This window comes from Pedococcus sp. P2_E5, from assembly GCF_056403895.1.
The window spans coordinates 1-23,361 of record NZ_JBFUEP010000023.1; the positions used below are offsets into that span (position 1 = coordinate 1).

Annotated in this window: 23 protein-coding genes; 9 read left to right on the forward strand and 14 right to left on the reverse strand. The window is 70.8% G+C overall.

Annotated elements, in window-relative coordinates; all coding sequences use genetic code 11:
* Nucleotides 1–111 precede the first annotated feature (111 nt).
* The 6 genes from AC1DVZ_RS09425 (at nt 112) to AC1DVZ_RS09450 (ending at nt 7,984) form a co-directional block, all read left to right on the forward strand.
* On the forward strand, nt 112–1,326 hold the full coding sequence (locus tag AC1DVZ_RS09425; protein ID WP_477617927.1) for an ROK family protein: 1,215 nt from the start codon (nt 112–114) through the stop codon (nt 1,324–1,326).
* On the forward strand, nt 1,323–2,204 hold the full coding sequence (locus AC1DVZ_RS09430; RefSeq protein WP_477617928.1) for a carbohydrate ABC transporter permease: 882 nt from the start codon (nt 1,323–1,325) through the stop codon (nt 2,202–2,204). Before AC1DVZ_RS09425 ends, AC1DVZ_RS09430 begins: the two co-directional genes overlap by 4 nt.
* Nucleotides 2,197–3,078 (forward strand): carbohydrate ABC transporter permease, encoded by an 882-nt coding sequence (locus AC1DVZ_RS09435; protein ID WP_477617929.1) that lies wholly within the window; start codon nt 2,197–2,199, stop codon nt 3,076–3,078. The genes AC1DVZ_RS09430 and AC1DVZ_RS09435 overlap by 8 nt, the downstream gene beginning before the upstream one ends.
* Before the next feature lie 67 nt (nt 3,079–3,145).
* Complete coding sequence (locus tag AC1DVZ_RS09440) at nt 3,146–4,411, forward strand: ABC transporter substrate-binding protein (RefSeq protein ID WP_477617930.1); 1,266 nt, start codon at nt 3,146–3,148, stop codon at nt 4,409–4,411.
* 67 nt (nt 4,412–4,478) lie between these two features.
* Nucleotides 4,479–5,630, forward strand: a complete 1,152-nt coding sequence (locus AC1DVZ_RS09445; RefSeq protein WP_477617931.1) for a glycoside hydrolase family 15 protein — start codon at nt 4,479–4,481, stop codon at nt 5,628–5,630.
* Nucleotides 5,627–7,984, forward strand: a complete 2,358-nt coding sequence (locus AC1DVZ_RS09450; RefSeq protein WP_477617932.1) for a glycoside hydrolase family 31 protein — start codon at nt 5,627–5,629, stop codon at nt 7,982–7,984. The genes AC1DVZ_RS09445 and AC1DVZ_RS09450 overlap by 4 nt, the downstream gene beginning before the upstream one ends.
* 69 nt (nt 7,985–8,053) lie before the next feature.
* Here AC1DVZ_RS09450 and rarD read toward each other — a convergent pair whose 3' ends face one another.
* From rarD to AC1DVZ_RS09500, 10 genes are all read right to left on the reverse strand, one after another.
* Nucleotides 8,054–8,974 (reverse strand): EamA family transporter RarD, encoded by a 921-nt coding sequence (rarD, locus tag AC1DVZ_RS09455; RefSeq protein ID WP_477617933.1) that lies wholly within the window; start codon nt 8,972–8,974, stop codon nt 8,054–8,056.
* 24 nt (nt 8,975–8,998) lie between these two features.
* Nucleotides 8,999–10,096 (reverse strand): 2-oxoacid:ferredoxin oxidoreductase subunit beta, encoded by a 1,098-nt coding sequence (locus AC1DVZ_RS09460; RefSeq protein ID WP_477617934.1) that lies wholly within the window; start codon nt 10,094–10,096, stop codon nt 8,999–9,001.
* Complete coding sequence (locus tag AC1DVZ_RS09465) at nt 10,093–12,033, reverse strand: 2-oxoacid:acceptor oxidoreductase subunit alpha (protein ID WP_477617935.1); 1,941 nt, start codon at nt 12,031–12,033, stop codon at nt 10,093–10,095. Before AC1DVZ_RS09465 ends, AC1DVZ_RS09460 begins: the two co-directional genes overlap by 4 nt.
* Before the next feature lie 216 nt (nt 12,034–12,249).
* On the reverse strand, nt 12,250–12,498 hold the full coding sequence (locus tag AC1DVZ_RS09470) for an SCO4226 family nickel-binding protein (protein ID WP_477617936.1): 249 nt from the start codon (nt 12,496–12,498) through the stop codon (nt 12,250–12,252).
* Between the two features lie 64 nt (nt 12,499–12,562).
* The gene (locus tag AC1DVZ_RS09475) at nt 12,563–13,282 is read right to left on the reverse strand and encodes an urease accessory protein UreD (RefSeq protein ID WP_477617937.1); all 720 of its coding nucleotides are present in this window, start codon (nt 13,280–13,282) and stop codon (nt 12,563–12,565) included.
* Entirely contained in the window at nt 13,266–14,006 is a 741-nt protein-coding gene (gene ureG / locus AC1DVZ_RS09480; RefSeq protein WP_477617938.1) for an urease accessory protein UreG, read from the reverse strand. Before ureG ends, AC1DVZ_RS09475 begins: the two co-directional genes overlap by 17 nt.
* The gene (locus AC1DVZ_RS09485) at nt 13,999–14,667 is read right to left on the reverse strand and encodes an urease accessory protein UreF (RefSeq protein WP_477617939.1); all 669 of its coding nucleotides are present in this window, start codon (nt 14,665–14,667) and stop codon (nt 13,999–14,001) included. The genes ureG and AC1DVZ_RS09485 overlap by 8 nt, the downstream gene beginning before the upstream one ends.
* Before the next feature lie 13 nt (nt 14,668–14,680).
* Nucleotides 14,681–16,390, reverse strand: coding sequence for an urease subunit alpha (locus AC1DVZ_RS09490; protein ID WP_477617940.1), 1,710 nt, complete (start codon nt 16,388–16,390; stop codon nt 14,681–14,683).
* Entirely contained in the window at nt 16,383–16,742 is a 360-nt protein-coding gene (gene ureB / locus AC1DVZ_RS09495) for an urease subunit beta (RefSeq protein WP_477617941.1), read from the reverse strand. Before ureB ends, AC1DVZ_RS09490 begins: the two co-directional genes overlap by 8 nt.
* Before the next feature lie 26 nt (nt 16,743–16,768).
* Nucleotides 16,769–17,071: an urease subunit gamma gene (locus AC1DVZ_RS09500; RefSeq protein ID WP_477617942.1), complete on the reverse strand. Its 303-nt coding sequence runs from the start codon at nt 17,069–17,071 to the stop codon at nt 16,769–16,771.
* A 195-nt stretch (nt 17,072–17,266) separates the two neighbouring features.
* On the opposite strand from AC1DVZ_RS09500, the gene AC1DVZ_RS09505 reads away from it, so the two are divergent.
* Nucleotides 17,267–17,950: a hypothetical protein gene (locus AC1DVZ_RS09505; RefSeq protein ID WP_477617943.1), complete on the forward strand. Its 684-nt coding sequence runs from the start codon at nt 17,267–17,269 to the stop codon at nt 17,948–17,950.
* A 9-nt stretch (nt 17,951–17,959) separates the two neighbouring features.
* Here AC1DVZ_RS09505 and AC1DVZ_RS09510 read toward each other — a convergent pair whose 3' ends face one another.
* Both AC1DVZ_RS09510 and AC1DVZ_RS09515 read right to left on the reverse strand, forming a co-directional pair.
* Entirely contained in the window at nt 17,960–18,469 is a 510-nt protein-coding gene (locus AC1DVZ_RS09510) for a putative immunity protein (RefSeq protein ID WP_477617944.1), read from the reverse strand.
* 154 nt (nt 18,470–18,623) lie between these two features.
* Nucleotides 18,624–20,174 (reverse strand): HNH endonuclease signature motif containing protein, encoded by a 1,551-nt coding sequence (locus AC1DVZ_RS09515; protein WP_477617945.1) that lies wholly within the window; start codon nt 20,172–20,174, stop codon nt 18,624–18,626.
* A 256-nt stretch (nt 20,175–20,430) separates the two neighbouring features.
* Here AC1DVZ_RS09515 and AC1DVZ_RS09520 point away from each other — a divergent pair, with 256 nt between their 5' ends.
* Both AC1DVZ_RS09520 and AC1DVZ_RS09525 read left to right on the forward strand, forming a co-directional pair.
* On the forward strand, nt 20,431–21,414 hold the full coding sequence (locus tag AC1DVZ_RS09520) for a glycosyl hydrolase (RefSeq protein WP_477617946.1): 984 nt from the start codon (nt 20,431–20,433) through the stop codon (nt 21,412–21,414).
* A 113-nt stretch (nt 21,415–21,527) separates the two neighbouring features.
* Complete coding sequence (locus AC1DVZ_RS09525; protein ID WP_477617947.1) at nt 21,528–22,070, forward strand: GNAT family N-acetyltransferase; 543 nt, start codon at nt 21,528–21,530, stop codon at nt 22,068–22,070.
* A gap of 46 nt (nt 22,071–22,116) precedes the next feature.
* On the opposite strand, the gene AC1DVZ_RS09530 is transcribed toward AC1DVZ_RS09525, so the two are convergent.
* Both AC1DVZ_RS09530 and AC1DVZ_RS09535 read right to left on the reverse strand, forming a co-directional pair.
* On the reverse strand, nt 22,117–22,620 hold the full coding sequence (locus AC1DVZ_RS09530; protein WP_477617948.1) for a DinB family protein: 504 nt from the start codon (nt 22,618–22,620) through the stop codon (nt 22,117–22,119).
* Nucleotides 22,621–22,659: 39 nt separating this feature from the next.
* Nucleotides 22,660–23,307 carry an LON peptidase substrate-binding domain-containing protein gene (locus AC1DVZ_RS09535; RefSeq protein ID WP_477617949.1) on the reverse strand — a complete coding sequence of 216 codons (648 nt, stop codon included), beginning with the start codon at nt 23,305–23,307 and terminating at the stop codon, nt 22,660–22,662.
* Nucleotides 23,308–23,361: the final 54 nt, after the last annotated feature.

Consider the following 23,361-nt stretch of genomic DNA (forward strand, 5'->3'; position numbering starts at 1 on the left):
CCCCCGCCCCGAGGCTCGCCCCGACCCCGTTTTCGACGAAGGGGTTGACAGGAGCGCGATCCCGACTTAGGTTCACCCTAAATTTAGTATCAAACAAAGGGTGAGCCGACGATGTCTCCGAACGGACCTGTTGCCACGCGCGGCAACCTCGTGCGTGCCGCCGTCCTCGGCCTTCTCGGCACCCGTGGTCCGTCGTCCCGGGCCGACATCGCCCGCGTCCTGGGGGTCAGCCCGGCGACGGTCACCCAGACGATCAAGGAGCTCCTCGCCCGCGAGCTGGTCACCGAGCTCGAGTCTGTCCCGAGCCAGGGTGGTCGTCCGGCCACGCTCCTGGGCCTGGTGCGCAGTGCCGGTGGTGCCATCGGCGCCAAGGTCACCCCGAACCACGTCGCGCTGGTGTCCATCGACCTCGACGGCACGGTGCGTTCGTCCAGGGCCGTGCCCTTCGACGCGGCCCGACCGGCCGCGCTGGACGCCCTGGCGGACATCCTGCGCGAGGCCGTGGCGCAGCACGAGGGCCGGCTGCTCGGGGTCGGGGTCGGCTTGCCCGGCGCTGTCGACTCCCAGGCGTCAGGAATCGTCGACGCCCCCACGCTGGGATGGGACCGGGCGCCGGTGGGCCCTCGTCTGCGTGAGGCACTGGGCGTGCCCGTCCTCGTGGACAACGACGTCAACACGCTCGCGGCCGCGGAGAGCGTCTACGGCATCGGCCGGTCGCACGAGTCCTACCTCGTGGTGACGATCGGCTTCGGGGTCGGGCTCGGCATCGTCCAGCAGGGCTCCGTCAGCCGAGGGGCCCACGGTGGAGCCGGGGAGATGGGCCACATCCCCATGACCGTCGACGGCCCGCTGTGCGGTTGCGGTAACACCGGCTGCCTCGAGGCGCACATCGGCGAGTCCGGGCTGGTCGCGGCCGCCAGGGACCGCGGCGTGATCGACGCCGGCGGCACCATCAGGGACCTCGTCCGGGAGGTGCGCGGTGGCAACACAGGCGCCCTGGCCGTCTACCGCGAGGCGGGTCGGATGCTCGGCAGTGCGCTTGCCGGCGTCGTGAACGTCCTCGATCCCGAGCTGGTCCTCCTCATGGGCGAGGGCATGACGGAGTGGGAGTTCTGGGAGGACGGGTTCGAGGACTCGTTCCGTGCCTGCCTGATGCCGACCCGTCGCGGAATCCGTTGTGCCGTCGAGTCCTGGACCGAGGACCAGTGGGCGGTCGGGGCCGCATCGCTCGTCCTCGCAGCACCGTTCGATGCCGAGACCGCCGGGTCGCAGGGCGAGCTGGTGCGCGAGCGCATGCAGACGGCTGCCGTGGGCGGTGCCTCGTGACCGGCCGGTCCCGTTGGCGCAACCTGGGCTGGGTGGTGTTCTTCCTGGCGCCCAGCGCGATCCCGCTCGTCCTGTTCACCGCGACCCCGATGGCCTCCTCGATCTGGGTCAGCCTGCACGAGTGGAACCTCATCTCCCCGATGCGCTGGGTGGGCCTCGACAACTACCGCAGCCTGCTGACCGACCCCGGCACGCGGAGCGTCTTCCTGCACACCCTGATCTACTGCGCCGGCTACCTGCCGCTGGTGTTCACCGGCGGCTTGGCGCTGGCCCTGGCGCTCAACCAGAAGCTGGCCGGGCGGTCGTTCTTCCGGGCCGCCTACTTCCTGCCGGTCGTGACGAGCTGGGTGGTCGTGGCGCTGGTCTGGAAGTGGCTGCTCAACCCCACCAACGGCCTGGTCAACACGCTGCTCGGGGCCGTCGGCGCGCCGCAGCCGGGGTGGTGGACCGACCCCAACTGGGCACTGCCGGCGGTCATCCTCTCGTCGGCGTGGAAGGACCTGGGCTTCGTCATGGTCATCATGCTGGCCGGGTTGCAGGCGATCCCCCAGGACGTCCTGGAGGCGGCGTGGGCGGACGGCGCCAGCTCCTGGCAGCGCTTCTGGCGGATCACCCTGCCCCTGCTGTCCCCGTCCACCTTCTTCGTCGTGGTCATCTCGCTGATCAACGGTTTCCAGGTCTTCGACCAGGTCTACGTCATGACCGGCGGCGGCCCGTCCGGGTCCAGCCAGGTCGTCGTGGGCCAGGTGTACGACCTCACCTTCCGCTACGGCCGGGCCGGCGAGGCGAGCGCGCTCTCGTGGATCCTGTTCGCGGTCATCCTGCTCATCACCGTGGTTCAGATCCGCGGCCAGCGCCGGTGGGTGAACTATGCCTGACACGCTGACGCCGTTGGCCCCGCCTGCCACCCAGCTCACCCCACCGTCGCGACCGCGCCGACCGCTGTCGGCCTGGACCGTCCTTAGGTATGCCGCGGTGCTGGCCGGCGCGGTCGTCATGCTCTTCCCGTTCCTGTGGACCGTCGTCACCTCGATCACGCCGGAGGGAAGTCTCGCGGGCGGACCGAAGCTGTTCGTCGAGAACCCGACGCTGGCGGCATACCGAACGCTGTTGGACGCCCTGCCGATGTGGCGGATCGTCGCGAACTCCCTGTGGGTCGCGGTGGTGTCGACGCTGCTGCAGCTCGTGACGGGGTCGATGGCTGCCTACGGCTTCGCGCGGCTGAAGTTCCGCGGCAAGGGCGTCGTCTTCGCGCTGTACCTCGCCACACTGATGGTGCCGATGCAGGTCCTGGTGGTGCCGCTGTTCATCGAGATGAAGTCGCTCAACCTGCAGGACACCTACATGGCGCTGCTCGCGCCGTCGATCGCCTCGGCGTTCGGTGTCTTCCTGCTGCGGCAGGCGGTGGAGTCGGTGCCGCGCGAGCTCGACGAGGCAGCCACCATCGACGGTGCCGGACACCTGCGCATCTTCGTCACGATCATCCTGCCGCTCATCCGACCCGCCCTGGCGACGGTCGCGGTGTTCGCCTTCATGGGCAGCTGGAACAGCTTCCTGTGGCCGCTGGTCGTCATCCGCTCTCCCGAGTTCATGACCCTGCCGCTCGGCCTGGCGACCCTGCAGGGCCAGTTCACGACGCAGTGGGACGTCGTCATGGCTGGCTCGGTCTTCTCCATCCTCCCCATCGCCGTGGTCTACCTCCTGGCCCAACGGCACATCATCGCCGGCGTCGCGCACACCGGCATCAAGTAGTCACCCGCACCCCCAAGCAGTCCCGACCGCGCGCCAACCGGAACGCGGCAGGCCCGAAAGGAACACCATGAGGAACATCGCCAGGCGCAGCGTCGCGCCTGTCATCGCTGCCGGACTGGCGTTGGCGCTCGGCGCCTGCGCGCAGGGCTCGGCCACCAAGTCGGTCGACGCGGCGGCGTCCGGTGGGAAGACCACCATCCGATACATGAACTTCTCGGCCAACGGCGGCCACGAGAAGGACCTCGACGCCATCAAGGCAGCCTTCGAGAAGGCCAACCCCACCATCACGGTGCAGATCGAGACCACTCCCTACGACGCCTACTTCACCAAGCTGCAGACCGCCGTGGCGGGAGGGACGGCCGGCGACGCCTTCGAGCTCAACTACGAGAACTTCGTGACCTACTCCTCCAACGGCTCGCTCGCCGAGCTCAAGGGTGTCCAGGGCGCGGCCTACAAGAAGTCCCTGCTCGACGCGTTCAGCGCGGACGGCAAGCAGTACGGCCTGCCGGAGTCCTTCTCCAACGTCGTGCTGTTCTACAACAAGGACCTCTTCAAGGCAGCCGGGGTCGCCGAGCCCACGTCGTCGTGGACCTGGGCTGACGAGCAGGCTGCGGCGAAGAAGCTGACCAACAAGGCGAAGGGCGTCTGGGGCGACTACCAGCCCGTGTCCTTCTTCGAGTTCTACAAGGCGCTGGCGCAGTCCGGTGGCGAGTTCCTCTCTGCTGACAAGAAGTCCGCGACCTTCAACTCCGACGCGGGCAAGCAGGCGGCGACCTTCCTCGTCTCGAAGTCGGGGACCACGATGCCGACCGAGGCCCAGGGTGCAGGCACGCCCGACTTCGACTCGAAGCTGTTCAAGGACGGCAAGCTGGCGATGTGGCACTCGGGGATCTGGATGTTCTCCGGCATGGCAGATGCCAAGTTCGCCTGGGACATCGCGGTCGAGCCGGGCAACACGACCAAGGCCTCCGCGATGTTCACCAACGGTGCGGTCGTCTCCGCCAAGAGCAAGAACCAGGCCGCGGCCCAGAAGTGGGTGACCTTCCTGACGTCGTCCGACGACATGGTCTCCGCGCGTCTGGCCACGAGCTGGGAGCTGCCGCCGGTCGCGGACCAGGCCAAGCTGTCGAGCTACCTCGACGCCGGCAAGCCGGCGAACCGCAAGGCGGTCTTCGACTCGCTCGAGGCCACCGCGCTCCCGCCCGTCATCGAGCGGCAGCAGGAGATGCAGGACGCGGTCAACAAGGAGCTCACGGCCGCCGCCGCAGGACGCAAGGACGTGTCTGCCGCGCTGGCCGACGCGCAGAAGGCCGTCGACGCGCTGCTCAAGTAGCCCGTCCGTCGCTGCCGGGGCCTCGACCCCCTCGAGGCCCCGGCAGCACCTCGACCGCGAGAGACCCATGACTCTTCTCCACGACGCCACCGCGCTGCCGACGCCCGGTGAGCGCACCCGCCTGCAGGACCTGGCCCGCCACAGCCACGCCGTCGTCACCGCGCACCAGGACGAGGGCGGCGCCTACCCGGCGTCGCCGACCTTCTCGGCCTACCGCGGTTACGCCTGGTTGCGCGATGGATCCTTTACGGCAGAGGGGATCTCGCGCTACGGCGACGTCGCCTCCGCCGACCGGTTCCACGACTGGGTATGCCGCGTCCTCGCCGGCCGTCGCAGCCAGGTGGACGACCTGCTCGCGCTCAAGGCCACCGGCACCGCTGTCCCCCTGGACCGGATGCTGCCCACGCGGTTCACGTTCGCCGGCACGGACGGGTCGGACCCCTGGTGGGACTTCCAGACCGACGGCTACGGGATGTGGCTCTGGTCCGTGGTCACGCACGCGCAGCGTCACGGTCGCGACCTGCGGCGGTGGCTGGCCGGCATCGAGGTCGCCCTCGACTTCACCACTGCGTTCTGGGACCTCCCCTGCTACGACTGGTGGGAGGAGCACGTCGAGCACCGACACACCTCCACCTTGGGAGCCATCCATGGCGGCCTCGTCGCGATCGCTGACGCGGGTGTCCTCGACGCCGACCGCGCCCTGGCGGCGCGTGCCACGGCCGCGCAGGCACGGGCCCTCATCCTGGGCGAGGGCGTCGTCGACGGCCACCTGGCGAAGTGGTTCGGCTCGGCCGCGGTCGACGGGTCGCTGCCGGCCTGCATCGTGCCGTTCGGGGTCGTCGCGGTCGACGACCCGATTGCGGTCGCGACCCTGGCCACTGTCGCGGCCGATCTCGACGTCGACGGAGGCGTCCACCGCTTCCGTGCCGACGTGTTCTACGGCGGTGGGCAGTGGCTGCTGCTCAGTGCCCTGCTCGGGTGGAACAAGGCCGCCGCGGGAGACCTCGACGGCGCCTGGCGTCACCTGCGGTGGATCGCCGACCACGCGACCGCGGAGGGCGACTTCCCGGAGCAGGTCCCCGACGACCTGCGACACCCCGGGTCCCGCCAGGAGTGGCTCGACCGCTGGGGCCCGGTCGCCACCCCGCTGCTGTGGTCGCACGGCATGTACCTCATCCTCGCCGACGAGCTCGGCCTCCTCGAAGGGCTCCACCCGTGACCACGTCCGGCCCCCTGCTCACCCACCGCCCCCACGGGATCGAGCACCCCTACGCGACATCGCTCGACCAGCGCATCCCCGTGCTGCCCGAGACCGGCCAGAGCGTGCTCCTGGGAGTCGTGGCCGACCCCGGCATCGTCAGTGTGACCTGTGAGTGGCGGGATGCGACCGGTCACGTCCTGAGGCTGCCGCTGTCCCCGCGCACTGCTGACGCAGCCTCGGCCGCGGCCCTGGCCGGCGGCGAGGGACACCTGGCCGAAGCCCAGGCCGCGTCGCTGGGAGGCGACGGTGGCTGGGCCGTGCAGAGCCCGCCGGTCGACGACGACGCGGGCTACACCTACCGCTTCACGGCGGTCCACGGTGACGCCGCCGACCCTGGTGCCACCGCCGACCCTGGTGCCACCGCCGACCCTGGCGCCACCGCCGACCCTGGTGCCACCGCCGACCCTGGTGCCACCGTCATCACCACCGACTGGTTCGAGGTCCGGCCGGCCCACTGGGCCCGCACACTTCCGGACGGGCTCGAGGCGACCTTCTCGGGCGGCGACCAGCGGCTGGTGGCCGACTCGGTCGAGTGGCTGGTCACGAGGACTGGAGTGCATCGGGCCAGGTTCGCCCTGTCGCTGGCACCCGGAGACCACGTCGTCGGGTTCGGCGAGCGGTTCGACCACCTCGACCATCAGGGCCGTCGTCTCGACGCGGTCGTCTTCGAGCAGTACAAGTCCCAGGGCGCCCACGGGCGCACCTACCTGCCGATGCCCTTCGCGCACGTGGTCGGGGCGGATGGCGTCGGGTGGGGCTTCCACGTCCGCACGACGCGTCGCTCCTGGTACGACATCGGGTCGAGCGCGCCGGACCAGCTGCGCGTCGAGGTGGAGGTGGGAGGCGGCCGCGTGGCCCAGGTCGACCTGGGGACCTACGACGGCTCCCCGACCGAGGTGCTCTCGGCCTTCCTGGACGAGGCGGGGCGCGCCGAGGAGCTCCCCGACTGGGTCTTCCGGCTCTGGGCCTCCGGCAACGAGTGGAACACCCAGGACCTGGTGCTGGCGCGGATGGACACCCACCGCGAGCTCGACATCCCCGTCGGCGCCGTGGTGATCGAGGCCTGGAGCGACGAGGAGGGCATCATGATCCCCCGCGATGCGACCTACGACGTCCGCTCTGATGGAACGCCTTTCGCCGCAACGGATTTCACCTACCCAGAGGGCGGTGCGTGGTCGGATCCCAAGGCCATGGTGGACGAGCTCCACGACCGCGACATCAAGGTGCTGTTCTGGCAGATCCCCCTGCTCAAGACGGCACGGTCCGAGGACGGACTGCACGAGCAGGTGCTGGCCGAGGGATCGGCGATGGTCGGCGGCGGGCACGCGGTCCGCGAAGCCGACGGCACGGCATACCTCAACCGTGGCTGGTGGTTCCCCCAGTCGCTGATGCCGGACCTGTCCACCCGGCGCACCCGTGAGTGGTGGACCGCGAAGCGGGACTACCTCGTGGAGGGGCTGGGGATCGACGGGTTCAAGACCGACGGCGGCGAACACGCCTGGGGCCACGACCTGGAGTACGCCGACGGACGCCGGGGCGACGAGGGGAACAACCTCTACCCGGTGCACTACGCGAAGGCGTTCGGCGACCTCCTGCGCAAGCACGGCAAGGCGCCAGTGACGTTCTCCCGCAGCGGATTCACGGGTTCGCAGGCGCACGGTGTGTTCTGGGCCGGGGACGAGGACTCGACGTGGGAGGCCTTCGGGAACTCGGTCACGGCCGGTCTCACGGCCGCATCGTGCGGGATCGTCTACTGGGGCTGGGACCTCGCCGGCTTCTCCGGACCCGTGCCCGACGCCGAGCTCTACCTGCGGGCAGCGGGCGCCTCGACGTTCATGCCGATCATGCAGTATCACTCCGAGTTCAACCACCACCAGCTCCCGCTGCGCGACCGCACTCCCTGGCACGTCGCCGACCAGTCCGGGGACGACCGCGTCGTGCCGGTCTTCCGCAGGTTCGCCCAGCTCCGGGAACGCCTGGTGTCCTACCTCGCAGCGCAGGCCGCGGTGACGGTCGCGACGGACCGGCCCCTGATGCGTGCGCTATTCTTCGACCACCCTGACGACGCCCAGGTGTGGCAGCACCCGCGCCAGTGGATGCTCGGGGCCGACCTGCTGGTCAACCCCGTCACCGAGCCGGGGCAGGAGACCTGGGCGACCTACCTCCCCGAGGGCGACTGGGTCGACGTGTGGACCGGTGAGGCGGTCCGCGGCGGACAGGTCGTCCAGCGGGCAGTGCCGATCGACGTGGTTCCCGTCTACGCGCGGGCAGCGGCCTGGTCAGGTGGCTTCGCGGACGTCTTCGCCGACTGAAGGCTTCGGGGTCGCGAGGTCGATCCAGTCGCCCCGGGAGGTGTCAGGGGGGCGGAGGGAGGAGAGAGCTCAGGGCAGAACTGCGTCGACCTCCGGGCGACCGCGTCGCGGCAGGTTGCGGAGCGAGTCAAAACTCAACACTGCCAACGCAATCCACACGATGCCGAAGCCGATCCACCGGGTGCCTGACATGTGCTCGTCGAGGAGCAGTACGCCGCAGAGCAGCTGGAGCACCGGCGTGATGAACTGCAGCAGCCCGATCGTCACCAGCGGGACCCGCCGGGCGGCGGCGGCGAAGAGCAGCAGCGGCGTGGCCGTCGCGACGCCGGCCGCGACGAGCAACGTGGTGTGCCAGCCGCCGTCGGTCGTGAAGGTGGTGTCTCCTCGGGCAGTGAGCACCGTGAGCATCACCACGGCGACCGGGGCAAGCACGGCCGTCTCGGCGGCGAGCGAGTGCATGGCCTCCAGCGATGCGCCGACCTTCTTCTTCACCAGTCCGTACAGCCCGAACGACATCGCGAGGCTGATGGCGACGAGCGGCACGGAGCCCGCGGCAATGCTCAGGTAGATGCCGGCGAGTGCTCCGATGGCGACGGCCACCCACTGCAGGGTCCGCAGCCGTTCGCGCAGGACGACGACGCCCAGGGCGACGGTGACGATGGGGTTGAGGAAGTAGCCCAGCGCGGCTTCGGTCGTCCTGCCGCCGAGCACCGCTGCCACGTAGATCACCCAGTTCACCGCGATGAGCAGCGCGGCCGCGGTGACCCCGAGGCCGAGTCGAGGCCGCTGCCACAGCTGCCGGATCCAGCCCAGGTCGCGGCGCACGACCAAGACCAGGACGCAGAGCAGCAGGGTCCAGAGGATGCGGTGCGACAGGATCTCCCACGCGCCGGCGGGTTTCAGCGCCGCGAAGTAGAGGGGGAAGATCCCCCAGATGGCATAGGCGAGCAGCCCGTATGCCGCGCCGCGCCGTTCGTCGTCCCGTGGCACCTCAGGCCGTGGTCGCGGAGCGGGTCATGCCACGGTCCAGGTGTCTCGACCGTGGATGAGCTCGTCGATGTCCGCGTCGGTGGGCCGGCGGCCTGCGGTGTCGATCGCGGCGTCCACCTGGGCCCGGACGAGGTCGTCGTAGGTCGGCCGGGTGACGCTGCGGAAGATGCCCATCGGCACGTGCGTCATCTGAGGGGAGTCGAGCCGGGACAGGGCGAACGCCTGCGTGGGGTCGGCGGCACCGGCGTCGTGGACCACGACGTCACGGCCCTGCGCCTGCGCCTCGGGGACGAACTCCATCGACCCTGCCTCGCCGCGCACGAGGACCTGGCGGTCGGTCTCGGGCCCGACGCCGACGGGCTGGCCGTCGACGAGGTGGACGATGCGGGCCTCCTGCTCGGAGCGGTCCTTGATCAGGTCGAACGCGCCGTCGTTGAAGATCGGGCAGTTCTGGTAGATCTCGACCAGCGACGTGCCGCGGTGCTCGGCCGCGGCGCGCAGGATCTCGGTGAGGTGCTTGCGGTCGGTGTCGGTCGTCCGTGCGACGAAGCTGGCCTCGGCGCCGAGGGCCAGGGAGACGGGGTTGAACGGGTGGTCGACCGAACCCATCGGGGTGGACTTGGTGATCTTGCCGACCTCGGAGGTGGGTGAGTACTGGCCCTTGGTCAGTCCGTAGATCTGGTTGTTGAACAACAGGATCGTGAGGTTGACGTTGCGGCGCAGCGCGTGGATGAGGTGGTTGCCACCGATCGACAGGGCGTCGCCGTCGCCGGTGACGACCCACACCGACAGGTCGGGGCGGCTCGTGGCGAGCCCGGTGGCGATGGCCGGGGCGCGGCCGTGGATCGAGTGCAGGCCGTAGGTGTCGAGGTAGTAGGGGAACCGTGACGAGCAGCCGATGCCGGAGACGAAGACGGTGTTCTCGCGCTTGAGGCCGAGCTCGGGCAGGAAGCCCTGGACGGCGGCGAGGATCGCGTAGTCGCCGCAGCCGGGGCACCAGCGCACCTCCTGGTCGGAGGTGAACTCCTTCTTCGTCTGCTTGGGGGCGTCGTCGGCGAGGCGGGGCACGCCTGCGGTTCCGCTGCGGACGCCGATGGACGGCATACCGAGTTCGGTGGTCATGCGTGTCCTCCCTTGGCAGCCACCGCGTCGGGGGCGCTGCTGTGAGAAGCCATGGTGTCGCCGGAGGCGAGCGACACGATGGCGTCGGCGAGCTCGACGGTGGTGAACGGCAGGCCGCGCACCTGGGTGAACGAGTGCACGTCGACGAGGAACTTCGCGCGCAGCAGCAGGGCGAGCTGGCCCATGTTCATCTCGGGGACGAGCACCTTGTCGTAGCGCCGCAGCACCTCGCCGGTGTTGGCCGGGAAGGGGTTGAGGTGCCGCAGGTGGGCCGTCGCGACGTCGGTGCCGGCGTTGCGGACGCTGCGGGCAGCAGCCGCGATCGGGCCGTAGGTCGAACCCCAGCCGAGGACGAGCACCCGCGCGTCGCCGCTCGGGTCGTCGACCTCGAGGTCGCCGATCGTGTCGGCGATGCGTTCGACCTTGGCCGCCCGCAGGCGGGTCATCAGGTCGTGGTTGTCGGGGTCGTAGGAGATGTTGCCGGTGATGTTGGCCTTCTCGATGCCCCCGATGCGGTGCTCGAGGCCCGGGGTGCCGGGGACCGCCCAGGGGCGGGCGAGGGTCACCTCGTCGCGCAGGAACGGGTGGAAGACCGGCTGGCCCGACTCATCGGTGTCGTTGGGCTCCGTGGCGAACTCGACGGTCAGGTCGGGGAGCTCGGCGACCGACGGGACTGACCAGGGCTCGGAGCCGTTGGCGAGGTAGCCGTCGGACAGCAGGAAGACCGGCGTGCGGTAGGCCGTCGCGATGCGCACCGCCTCGAGGGCGGCGTCGAAGCAGTCGGCCGGCGACTTCGGGGCGATGATCGGCACCGGCGACTCGCCGTTGCGGCCGAACATCGCCTGCAGCAGGTCGGACTGCTCGGTCTTGGTCGGCAGCCCCGTCGAGGGCCCGCCGCGCTGCACGTCCACGATGACGAGGGGGAGCTCGAGCGAGACACCCAGGCCGATGGTCTCGGACTTGAGGGCGACACCGGGTCCCGACGTCGTGGTGACCCCGATGGCACCGCCGAACGAGGCACCGAGGGCGGCACCGATGCCCGCGATCTCGTCCTCGGCCTGCAAGGTGGTGACGCCGTAGCGCTTGAGTCCCGACAGGGTGTGCAGGATGTCGGAGGCGGGAGTGATGGGGTAGGACCCGAGCACCAGCGGGATGCCGGCGCGGTGTGCGGCGGTGACCAGGCCGAGCGCGAGCGCGGCGTTGCCGGTGATGTTGCGGTAGGTGCCGGGAGCCATCTTCGCGGGCGCGATCTCGTAGGACACCGCGAAGTCCTCGGTGGTCTCGCCGTAGTTCAGGCCGGCCTTGAGCGCGGTGAGGTTGGCGGCCAGGATGTCGGGCTTGGAGCCGAACTTCTTCTCCAGGAACGACTCCGTTCYGGTGGTCGGCCGGTGGTACATCCACGAGAGCAGCCCGAGCGCGAACATGTTCTTGGCGCGCTCCTTGTCCTTGCGGGACAGGGTCTCGAACGCCGCGAGCGCCTCGACGGTGATCGAGGTCAGCGCCACCGGGTGCACGTGCCAGGACTCGAGGCTGCCGTCCTCGAGCGGGTTGGCGGCGTAGCCCACCTTGGCGAGGTTGCGCTTGGAGAACTCGTCGGTGTTGGCGATGATCGTCGCGCCGCGGGGCAGGTCGCGCAGGTTGGCCCTGAGCGCGGCGGGGTTCATGGCGACCAGCACGTCGGGGGCGTCGCCGGGGGTGAGCACGTCGTGGTCGGCGAAGTGCAGCTGGAAGCTGGAGACGCCGGGAAGCGTGCCCTGGGGCGCGCGGATCTCGGCCGGGAAGTTGGGCAGGGTGGACAGGTCGTTGCCCAGCGCGGCGGTCTCCGACGTGAAGCGGTCTCCCGTGAGCTGCATGCCGTCGCCCGAGTCACCCGCAAACCGGATCACGACTCGATCGAGGCGCTTGATCGACTTGCTGCTCGACTGTGTCTGCGTCACTACGTGTTTCCGCCACCTGTTCATCTGCTGTTTCTTGCGCGTCGCGCTCCTCCTGCGGACGTTCTTCCATGGTAGGACTGCCGCCCTCGCCGCATGCGGGCAACCCGCATTTCGGACACCCGGGCATGTCGTTATTGGATCGCCGGCGGCGATCCTGCGGACGAGGGAGGGCAACCGATCGGAGCGGACCGCAGCGGTCCGCTCCGCCCGGCGAGGTCAGGCCGTGACCGTGATCTCGTGGATCTCGTCGTAGGGATGTCCGGCACGCTCGTGGATGCGCTGGATGGCTTCCTTGCTCGGACCCTCGGAGAGACAGAAGACGTGACCGGACTCAGGGTCGGCCCAGGCTTGCTTGAAGTCCACCGCCTCCTCGTCCTGGATGGCGAGGTCGGCTCGATGCGCCTCGAGCAGTGCCTCCGCCGTGACCCCCGGCATGTTGGTGTGGACGTCCATGAACTGACCCATGGTTGATTCCTTCCCCGCTAGTCGTCCCGCCACGCTACGCCGGGGCGGCGCCGTCGGGGCTCCGTCAAACTGATGGGAGCTGAGCCCTCCACTCGGCCCACAGGGCCGGCAGGGTCGAGTCGTGCGCCTGCGTGAGCAGCTGCCTGCTCAGAGCTCCCGGTTCGTGCAGTCGGTATGCCGCGTGGCCGGCGGGCGTCTCGGGTCGCCAGCCGAGGCTGGTCACGGAGTCGACCACCCGCGCAGTGCCGAGGGCACCGGGATCCAGGCCGGACCGCACCTCGAGGTGCTCCACGAGGGCCGGCCGGCCGGCATACGTCATGGAGGTGTGGCAGTCGAGGCGACCGCCCTCCTGACCGCTGCGCCCCAGCGACACCTGGTCCCGCAGCAGGAGCCGTCCGCCGGCCGCGACGTCGGCGCGTAGGTGACGGGTGACCTCGGCGCCGTCGGCGACGACGAGGGGTTCGGAGGCCCAGGTGAGCGTCGCGCCGTCGTGGACGCGCAGCGACACGTCGACGACGCAGCCCAGGCCACGACCGTGGTAGGCCACCGTGCCGGCGACGTCGCGCAGGTCGAGTCGCAGGCCGGGGCCGACCTCGACCACCAGCCGCAGGGTGTCGCCGCCGAGGAGGGTGGCAGTCGTGGCGATCAGCGAGACCTCTGCGGTGCTGGTGTCGTGGCGGATGACACGCGGTGCGACCAGGCCGTTCGCGAGCTCCAGCCGGCAGCGGCCGTCCTGGGGCCACAGGGCGACCCTGGCGGTGCGGACGTCAGTGTGCGTGGACACCGTCACCGCCGTCGTGGACGTGGCTGCGCGCGTGGGCGCCGTCATCGGTGTGTGAGTGCGGGGCCATCGGACCGGGGTCGACGGGGACGTGGCGTCCGCCGCGGTGGGAGGCGAGCATGGCGAGCACCCACCCCCGCAGCTCGGCCACCGACTCGGCGTCCGTGCGGGACAGGCCGATGACGGGGCGTCCGTCGCGGGCGTCCCGGCCCTCGCGCTGCATCAGGTCGGCGTCCACGCCGACGTGTGGCGCCAGGTCGGTCTTGTTGACCACCAGCAGATCGGCCCGCGAGATGCCCGGGCCGCCCTTGCGGACCACGTCGCCGCCGCCGGCCACGTCGAGCACGAAGATCTGCGCGTCGACGAGGGCGGGCGAGAACGTCGCGGTGAGGTTGTCGCCGCCGGACTCGACCAGGACGACGTCGAGCGGGGCGAAGTCGGCTTCGAGGTCCTCCACGGCGAGGAGGTTCGCCGTCACGTCGTCGCGGATCGCCGTGTGCGGGCAGGCACCGGTCTCGACGGCGCGGATCCGCTCGGGGTCGAGGACGCCGGCGGCCCGCAGCATGCGGGCGTCCTCGTCGGTGTAGATGTCGTTGGTGACGACGCCGAGCTCGAGCACGCCGCTGAGCTCGCGGCAGACCATCGCAATGAGGGAGGACTTGCCGGTGCCGACCGGCCCGGCGACGCCGAGCCGGAACGCGCGGGTGACCATGGGGTTCTCAGGCACTGAACAGCCTCCGTGGGTGGGTGGGGTGGGCGTGCTGCCACTGCTCCAGCAGCGGCGCTGACGGTGCGGGTATGTCATCCGCGTCGGTGAGGTGCGCGACCGCGCCGACGACCTCCTCGATCTCGGGGCCTGCGTGCAGCAGCCACTCGGTCGTCTCGACGGGGTCGAGCGGGCAGAGCTTGAGGGCGGCGGCGCACAGCGACTGCACGTCGTCGTAGGCGACCAGCCGGGCGGTCCGGGCGCCGTCCAACCCTGCCGCGGCAGCCATCGAGCCCACGGCCACCGGTCGCGCGGGGGCAGGCATCGTCGCCAGCGCGGAGGCGGTCGCGGTGCCGGGCCACAGTCGCTGCGCCAGGCGGCGCTGTCCGCGGCCCACGGCGATCGAGGCGGTACGTGTGACCTCGCTGGGGTTGCGCGCAGCCCAGGCGAGCTGGACGTCCTCGAGGGGCAGGCCGGCCAGCGTGTGGTGGCGTGCGACGACGGCCGTCGCCGCGTCGACCAGCACGACGGTGCGCAGCCTGGTGGCGATGAGTCCGGGGACGTCCCTCGGCTCGAGCCCGCCGAGGAGCGCGGGTTCGAGTCCGGAGGACTGGGTGTGAGCGCCGACGGGGAGTCGTCCGTCGGCCAGCAGCATCGCGGCGAACTCGGGGTGGGGGAGCATCGTCAGGTGATGGTCAGAAGAGTGAATAGCGTTGGGCGAGTGGGAGTTCCGTCGCGGGCGCCGGCTCGACGAGCTCGCCGTCGATGCGGATCGCGAACGACTCGGGGTCGACCTCGATCACGGGCAGCGTGTCGTTGTTGATCATGTCCGCCTTGGTGACCTCCCTGGTGGGCCGGACCGGGGTGAGGGTGCGTCGCAGGCCGAGCCGCTGGGCCAGTCCGTCCTGCAGCGCGGCCGGGGCCACGAACGCCAGGGAGTGGTCGGCACCGGCCCCTCCCTCACCAATGAGGGCGGGGCGCATGAGGACCGGCTGCGGCGTGGGGATCGACGCGTTCGGGTCGCCGAGCGCGGCATACGCGATTGCTCCTCCCTTGAGGACGACGTCGGGGCGCCAGCCGAAGAACTTCGGGTCCCAGAGCACGAGGTCGGCGAGCTTGCCCGTCTCGACCGAGCCGACCTCGTGGTCGATGCCGTGCGCGATGGCGGGGTTGATCGTGTACTTGGCGACGTAGCGGCGGGCGCGCTCGTTGTCGGCGGGCATGGTGCCGCCGAGCGGGCCCAGGCGCGCCTTCATGACGTGGGCCACCTGCCAGGTGCGGGTGACGACCTCGCCGATCCGGCCCATCGCCTGGGCGTCCGAGCTCGTCATCGACAGGGCCCCGATGTCGTGCAGGATGTCTTCTGCCGCAATGGTGCTCGCCCGGATCCTGCTCTCGGCGAAGGCGAGGTCCTCGGGCACGGAGGGGTTGAGGTGGTGGCAGACCATCAGCATGTCGAGGTGTTCGGCGACGGTGTTGACGGTGTGGGGGAGGGTCGGGTTCGTGGAGCCGGGCAGCACGTTGGCGTGGCCGGCGATGGTGATGATGTCGGGGGCGTGGCCGCCGCCGGCGCCCTCGGTGTGGAACGCGTGGATGCTGCGCCCGCCGATCGCGCGAAGCGTCGAGTCGACGAAGCCCGCCTCGTTGAGGCTGTCGCTGTGCAGCGCCACCTGGAGCCCGAACTCGTCCGCCGCGCGCAGGGCCGCGTCGATGGCCGCCGGGGTGCTGCCCCAGTCCTCGTGCACCTTGTATGCCGCGGCGCCGCCCAGCGCCTGCTCGCGCAGGGACTCGGCGCTGACGGTGTTGCCCTTGCCCATGAGGAGCAGGTTGACCGGGAGGTGGTCGAGCCCTCGCAGGACCGACTGGAGGTGCCACGGTCCGGGCGTGACGGTGGTGGCCTTCGACCCCTCGGAGGGTCCCGTGCCGCCGCCGCCGAGCGTGGTGATGCCCGAGGCGAGCGCCTCGTGCACCTGGCTGGTCGACAGGAAGTGGACGTGCAGGTCGACCCCGCCGGCCGTGAGGATCCGGCCCTCGCCGGAGATCACGTCGGTGCCGGGGCCGATCTCGAGGTCGGGGTGGACTCCATCGGCGATGTCGGGGTTGCCGCTGCGGCCGAGCGCGACGATGCGCCCGTGACGGATACCGACGTCGGCGCGGATGACGCCCCAGTGGTCGAGCACGACGACGTTGGTGATCACCGTGTCCAGCGCGCCGCCCGCGCTGGTGCGGGTGCCCTGGGCCATCGACTCCCGGATGGACTTGCCGCCACCGAAGACGGCTTCGTCGCCCCCGAAGGTCAGGTCGTCCTCGATCTCGATCCACAGGTCGGTGTCGCCGAGGCGCACCTGGTCGCCCTTGGTGGGGCCGTAGATGGCCGCGTAGCGCTCGCGGTCGAGGTCAGCCATCGAGCTCACCGCCCGGCCCGTGGGGCGTATGGCGCTGCCCCGGCAGCTGCAGCCCAGGGACCCGGCGCCGTCCGCGCAGCGCCACCGCGGCCACCTCTCGACTGACGCCCGGCTCGAACCGCACCGACGTCCCGCTCGGGATGTCGAGCCTGAAGCCGCGCGCCGCGTCGCGGTCGAAGTCCAGCGCCGTGTTGCTGTCGGGCAGGTGCAGGTGCGAGCCGATCTGCACAGGACGGTCGCCCGTGTTCACGATGACGAGGGTGAGCCGCTCGGCGTCGGTGCGGTCGGCGTTGATGGTGACGGTGCCGTGCTTGACCCTGATCGCGCCCGGGCCGGAACTGTTGCTGCTCAACGGGTTTCCTCCTGCTGGGGCATGGCTCAGGCGATCGGGTGGTGGAGGGTGACGAGCTTGCGACCGTCGGGGAAGGTCGCCTCGACCTGGACGTCGCTGACCATCTCGGCGACACCCTCCATGACCTGGTCGCGGTGCAGCACGGTCCGCCCCTGCTCCATCAGGTCGGCGACGGTGGAGCCTTCGCGTGCCCGTTCGATGACCCAGGTGGACAGCAGCGCGATGGCCTCGGGGTGGTTGAGCTTCACGCCGCGCGACAACCGGTCACGGGCGACCATCCCGGCCACCGAGAGCAGGAGCTTCTCGGTGTCCGCGGGGGACAGGTGCATGCGGCCTCCTTGGCGGGTGCGGGCCCAGTAGACCAAGGCAGTGTTTCGCGGGCGTTTCATCACCGCCACCCGTGACTGCGACCGACCCGGTGACGGCCCCGACTTCTGGCCAGCCGTGCCGGATCCGCAGCGCCATTTCCGCGCGGACCCACCTCGGTGGCCAGAAGTGGCCGCGGCCGGGCTAGCGTGCCGAGGGTGTCGCCGCGCCTTGTCATCCTGCCCAGCCCGCTGCTCGGCGCCGCGACGTATGTGCCACTGGCTGCCGCGTTGACCGCTCGCGCGACGACGACCACCGTGGCCGAGCTCCCGCCCGGTGAGTTCTCCCCGTCACAGGTGCTGGCCTGCTTCCGGTCCCAGGTCGCGGACCAGGACGCGACGGTGGTCCTCGCCCACAGCAACGCCGGCTACTTCGCGCCCGCCGTCGCGTTCGAGCACGGCCTGCCCACGATCTTCATGGACGCGGCCCTACCCGCCGTGGGTGAGTCCGAGACGCTGCTGGCCCCGGCAGCCTTTGCCGAGTTCATCGACTCGCTCCCGCTCCGCGACGGACTGCTGCCGCCTTGGCCGCTGTGGTGGGAGCGCGCCGACATCGCAGGGCTCTTCCCCGACGACCAATGGCTCGACCTGGTGATCCACGAGGCGCCACGCCTCGCACCCGCCTACTTCACGACGCCCGTCCCGGTGCCACGGGGCTGGGAGGCGCGGCGGGCGGCATACCTGGCCTTCGGGGAAACGTATGCCGCCGAGCTGGCCTTCGCGCGCAGCGCGGGGTGGGTGGTTCGTCAGGAGATCGGTCACCACCTGAGCCACCTCTCCGAGCCCGACCGCGTCGCGGATCTCCTCCTGGCCCTCCTCCAAGCCCTTGCGACACGTCGCTGAGGGGGCTCGTCAGTCGTCGAAGACGGACCAACAGATCGCGTTGCGGCGCGCCTCGTCCTCCAACACGAGCGCTCGGATCGCCTCGGGAAGTTGGTCGCGCTGCCAGTCGCGCTCACGTCGTCTGGCTTCGAGATCGTGCGGGCTCGCGGCCTGGGCGGCCTTGATCGCATAGGCGGCTGCCCCGAGGTCGTGTTCAGCGACGTGCCCCACGCAGGCGGCCTGACCGGCGGCGTAGGCGGCGAACCGCGCAGGCCCGCGCAGAGGTCGCGCCGCACCCATCGCGTGTCCGCCGCAGGCCCTGGCGGCCATCATCGGCCTCTCGCCGCGGGCCCACGCGCGTGCCGCTTCGACCGCCTCCCGAGGGCRACCATCGGATGGCTCCTCGCACTCGAACAGGTGCAGGACGTGCTCGGCACACGTGGCCGCCCACAGTGCCAGCAAGTGGTGATCTGCATCCGTGAGCGTCCCGCCACGGCGAATCGTGACCAAGCGCGGGTCACGGACTTCCGGGAGGATCACGGAGACAGCCTGCCAGCCCTGAATCCGACATGGCCGGACTCCCGGTTCACTGCTCATGCTGGGCCATGCGCGCGCGGTCGCGCTGAACGCCGCTGTGGAATCTGGAACACGCAATGGATGGACAGCGGGGCCGTGGCCACGAGTCCGCCCTGACTCAGGCCGCGCGGAAACCGTGACGGTCCAGGGGCGGCCAGGTCGTGTGCGTGCCGCCGTCAGGGGCGGTCCAGGTGCAGACCCCGAGCGGGTCCATCTCGACCCGCCATCCGGCGTGGTGCTTGAACCCATGGTGGGTGGCACAGAGGGACTGCAGGTTGGGGACGGAGGTGGGGCCGTCGGGGTGACGGATGACGTGGTCGAGCTGGCACCGCTTGGCGGCGGTGGCACACCCGGGGAACCGGCAGGTCCCGTCCCGCGACCGGACCGCGCGGGCCATCGCGGCCCCGGGTCTGTAGGTGGTCGGGTCCTGCCATCGGACGGCTCCGGTGACCGAGTCGCTGCCGGCCAGGCGCAGGACGACGTCTGGATCGCTCAGCAGGGCGACCACGTCGGCCGGGAGCAGCGAGCCGAGGACTGGCACCTCCGTGTGGGAGGACACGAACCAGACTTGATCCTCGTGGTCGTGCAGGACACCGTCGTCGAGCTCTTCGCAGCCACCGAGGTCGGCGTACCAGCCAGGCACCGCTCTGAGCTCGGCAGCTGCATCGGCGCCCATTGAGTCCGGAATGGCCGAGTCGTCGCCGTGGGAGGTGCGGTCGGCGGTGTCGCTGCCCGGCGACGGGGTGCCTGTGGCGTTGAGGTCGGTTGAGTCGGCGGCGTCGTCGCGGACGCCCAGGCACGCCGTCGAGACCGGAGGCGCGACCGTGCCTGGTCGCTCGCAGTCGATCGGCGCGACCAGCTCGATGGTGGTGCTGATCGTCGCGTTGGCCTCGACGAGGTCGGACAGCGCGTCGGCGCGAGCGGCGCCCATGCGCAGACCCGGCTGGGCTCGTGCGTACTCCGCTGCGAGCCCGTCCACGGCGCTCCACAGCCGGAGCGCGGTCGGGGTCGGCAGGTCGGCCACCAGCCGGGTCATGCCGCTGCATTCGCCAGGACGGATGCTGACGTCACGCTGACCCCTGGCCAGCTCGGCTGCCTGCGCTGCCTCCTGTGGGTTGCACCGCTCGGCGCTGCGCCGTGCCCGGCGCCTGAGAGCGGCACAGGAGAGCTGAGTCGCATCGCCCTCCAGCACCCGGGCCTCGAACTCGTGCAACCGGTCGGTCGGTGCGGCAAGGGACTCGGTCACCACCGCATCCACGCGGTAGGGCTCGAGGTCGCCGGACCACGCGAGCGCCTGGACCTGGGGCAAGGAGCAGACCACCCGACGTGCGTGGCTGATGCGGGTCGACATGGTGCGCGGTGAGACATGGAGGAGGGCGGCCAGCGAGCCGGCCGCGACGGCGTGTCCCGACACGTGGCGGCGCCGCATCCCCACAGCCATGCCGTCGGCCACGTCGCGCTCAGCCTGCTCGTCGCACCGTCGGGCGACCGTCTCCATCGCGGAACGCTGACGAGCCGTGGCTGCGCTCACGACGCGCTGGGCGGCGACCGTCAGCGCCTCGGCCTGCGCCTGGGACATGCCCTCGATCTCGTCGTCGGTGAGGGTGAAGAGCGCGCTCGCGAGGACGGCCGGATCGGTCGCCTCCACGCTTCGCACGCTTTCGAACATGTGTTCGATCCTAGAGGACGCCACTGACAACGCGACTGACAGCGACCAGACCTCCGTGGTCCGGCAAGCCGTTGGGGAGACAGGGTGCTGGGAAACCGTGGAACGCCGCGATGCTCTCAGCTGGCGGGCCGTTGGAACGGTCTGGGGAACGTCGGGGGCCCAGTCTGCTGCCGAGCTCTGCCCACCCTTTGCCCACCGTCTGACCACCCTCTGGTTTCGTCGGGTGCCACCGCCTCCGCCCTGCCAGACTCTGGTCATGCTGAGGCTGGATGACCTGTGGGTCTGGGACTCTTGGATCGCCGATGACGGCGACCTCTACCACCTGTTCTTCCTCCAGGCGCCACGCGCGCTCGGGGACCCGGGCAAGCGGCATACCGCAGCGCGGGTGGGGCACGCCACGTCACCGGACCTCGTGAACTGGACCGACCTCGGGGAGTGCTTCGGACCCGACCAGAGCGGCACGGGTCGGTTCGACGACCTCGCCATCTGGACCGGCTCCGTCCTCCGCGACGGCGACCGGTGGCGGATGTTCTACACCGCGGTGTCGACGACCGGCCACCACGTGTACGACCAGCGGATCGGCTCGGCGGTGTCGGACGACCTGCAGCACTGGCAACGCGGTGGCCCCGACCCCGCCCTACGCGTGGACGGTCGCTGGTACAAGACGCTCGCCAACACCCCGGCCCCCACCGAGGGACCCGATCTGGAGGGGGCGAGCGAGACCTGGCGTGACCCCCTCGTCTTCGCCGACCCGGGCGGCGACGGCTGGCACATGCTCGTCAGCGCGCGGGCTCGCGACGCCGCGCGCAACGACGACGGCGTCGTCGCCCACGCCACCAGTCCCGACCTCGAGACCTGGACGCTCGGGCCGCCGCTCTGTGAGCCAGGAGCCGGGTTCGGCCAGCTCGAGGTGCTGCAGAACAAGCAGATCGACGGCCGCTGGGTCCTCGTCTTCACCTGCCATCGGCAGGAGATGACGGCAGAACGGATCGAGCGCACCGGCAACTACTGCACCTGGTCGGTGCCCGGAGCGGGACCCCTCGGACCCTGGGACATCGACGCCGCCCGCCCGTTCACCCCGGAACCCGACCTCTTCGCGGCGCCCCTGGTGCGGCAGCGCGACGGGTCGTGGGTGCTCGTCGGGTTCCGCAACCTCGAACCGAAGGGCCTCGACGGGTTCCACATCATCGACCCCATCCCCGTCACCCTCGACGCCGACGGCTACCTCGTCGCCCGCTGACCACACCCGGAGGTATGCCGCGTGGCCGAGCCGGCCACGCGGCATACCCCCGTTGTCTGGTCGGCCGGAAAATGCCGGGCGCGCCCGCGGCTGCCGCACCTATGGTCGCGAGCATGTTCATCCGCCAGGAGCGCCCGTCCGACGCCGATGCCATCCGGGAGCTGCACCGACTCGCGTTCGCCGCGCCCGCGACCGACGAGGCGCCGGCCCGTGACGGGCGGCTCGAGGCCAACCTGGTCGACGAGCTCCGCGCCGACGGCGACCTCGTGCCGGCGCTGTGCCTGGTCGCGGAACGCGAGGGGGTCGTCGTCGGCCACGTCGCCGTGAGTCGGGGGACGGTGGACGGTGTCCCCGCAGGGGTGGTCGCCATCGGACCCCTCGGGGTGCACCCCTCTGTCCAGAAGACGGGTGTGGGGTCGGCGCTGATGCATGCGACCATCGCCGCCGCCGACGCCCTCGGCGAGCGCGCGATCATCCTGCTCGGCCACCCCACGTACTACCCCCGGTTCGGGTTCGGTCCGGCCGTCGAGCACGGAATCACCCCGCCGCAGGACTGGGGACCGGCGTACTTCATGGTGCGCGGGCTGGGGGCGTGGGGCGAGGGCCTGTCCGGCGCCTTCCGCTACGCGCCGGCCTTCGAACGCCTCGACGGCTGACGAGCGCCGACCCCGCCAAGACGGCCGTTTGCAGGGGGAGGGGGCGTCAGTCTCCGGTCCGGCCGTCGGCGAGCTCGCGCAGGATGTCGAGGTGCCCGTTGTGCCGGGCGTTCTCCTCGACCAGGTGCAGCAGCACCCAGCGCAGGGTCGGGCGCTCGCCGCTTCTGAAAGGGGTCGCCGACAGGTCGTCCAGGTCGAGCCCGGCGACGATCGCGTCCGTGCGCACGGCCTGCGCGGCATACTCGCCCAGCGTCGTGGCGAGGGGAGTGGTGGCGCCCAGGCTGAACTCCCGGTCCGGCTCCTCGTCGGTCCAGGGCCCGAGGTCCGGGCCGCCGACGAACCGGTTCTCGATCCACGAGTGCTCGACCCAGCGCATGTGGTTGACGACCCCGCCGATCGTCATCAGGGGCGAGGTCGCCAGTGGCGCGCTGCCCACGTGCTCGTCGGCAAGGCCGTGGCACTTCTCGGTCGCGGTGTCGCGGGTGTACTGGAGCATCGCCAGCAGCGTCGAGCGCTCGTCCCAGGCATCGGGGGTGTCGGTTCGCGTCATGGCCCGACCCTGTCGCACCGGCGGCCCGGGCGCCACTGATCAGTTCAGGTTGAAGCCGTGCTCCGGTGACGGCGGCACCACCCCGAGCAACGTCGCCAGCTGCCGTTCGCGCCGGACCAGCCGCAGGCCCAGGCGCAGCCGGCTCTCGGTGTCGTCGGCGGCCAGCAGCTGCTGTCGCTCGCCGAGGTCGAGCCCCACGGCCGCTCCCACGGCATACGACAGCTCCACGGCCTCAGAGGGCCACGTGGGTTCGTCGGCGCCCACGGTCTGGGCGTACTCGTGCAGCGCCCGCCGCAGCCGCTCGGCGAGCCCCGCGACCTCCTCGGCGTCGCCGGTTGTCTCCTCCAGCATGCTCACCTCACCCATCAGGTATGCCGTGCCGGCACCTGCCACCAGCGCGTCCAGGTGGAAGCGCTGGATCCCCGTGCTGAGGACGAAGTAGCGACCGTCTCCGACCGGGGCCGCCTGCGTCACCCTGGCCACGCAGCCGACCTCGTGCAGGTCGTGCACGGAGTCGGGGCCGACCTCGTGACCCTGGCGGATCGCCACCACGCCGAACTCGGGAACCTCCATGGCGTTCAGCAGGTCGCTGAGCAGCTCGATGTAGCGCGCCTCGAAGAGCTGGAGCGGCAACACGGCACCCGGCACCAGGACGGTGCCGAGGGGGAAGAGCGGAACCCGCGCCATGTCGTCACGGTAGGTGCCCACGACCCGGCGCAACACCCCCTCGCGGAGGTGGGC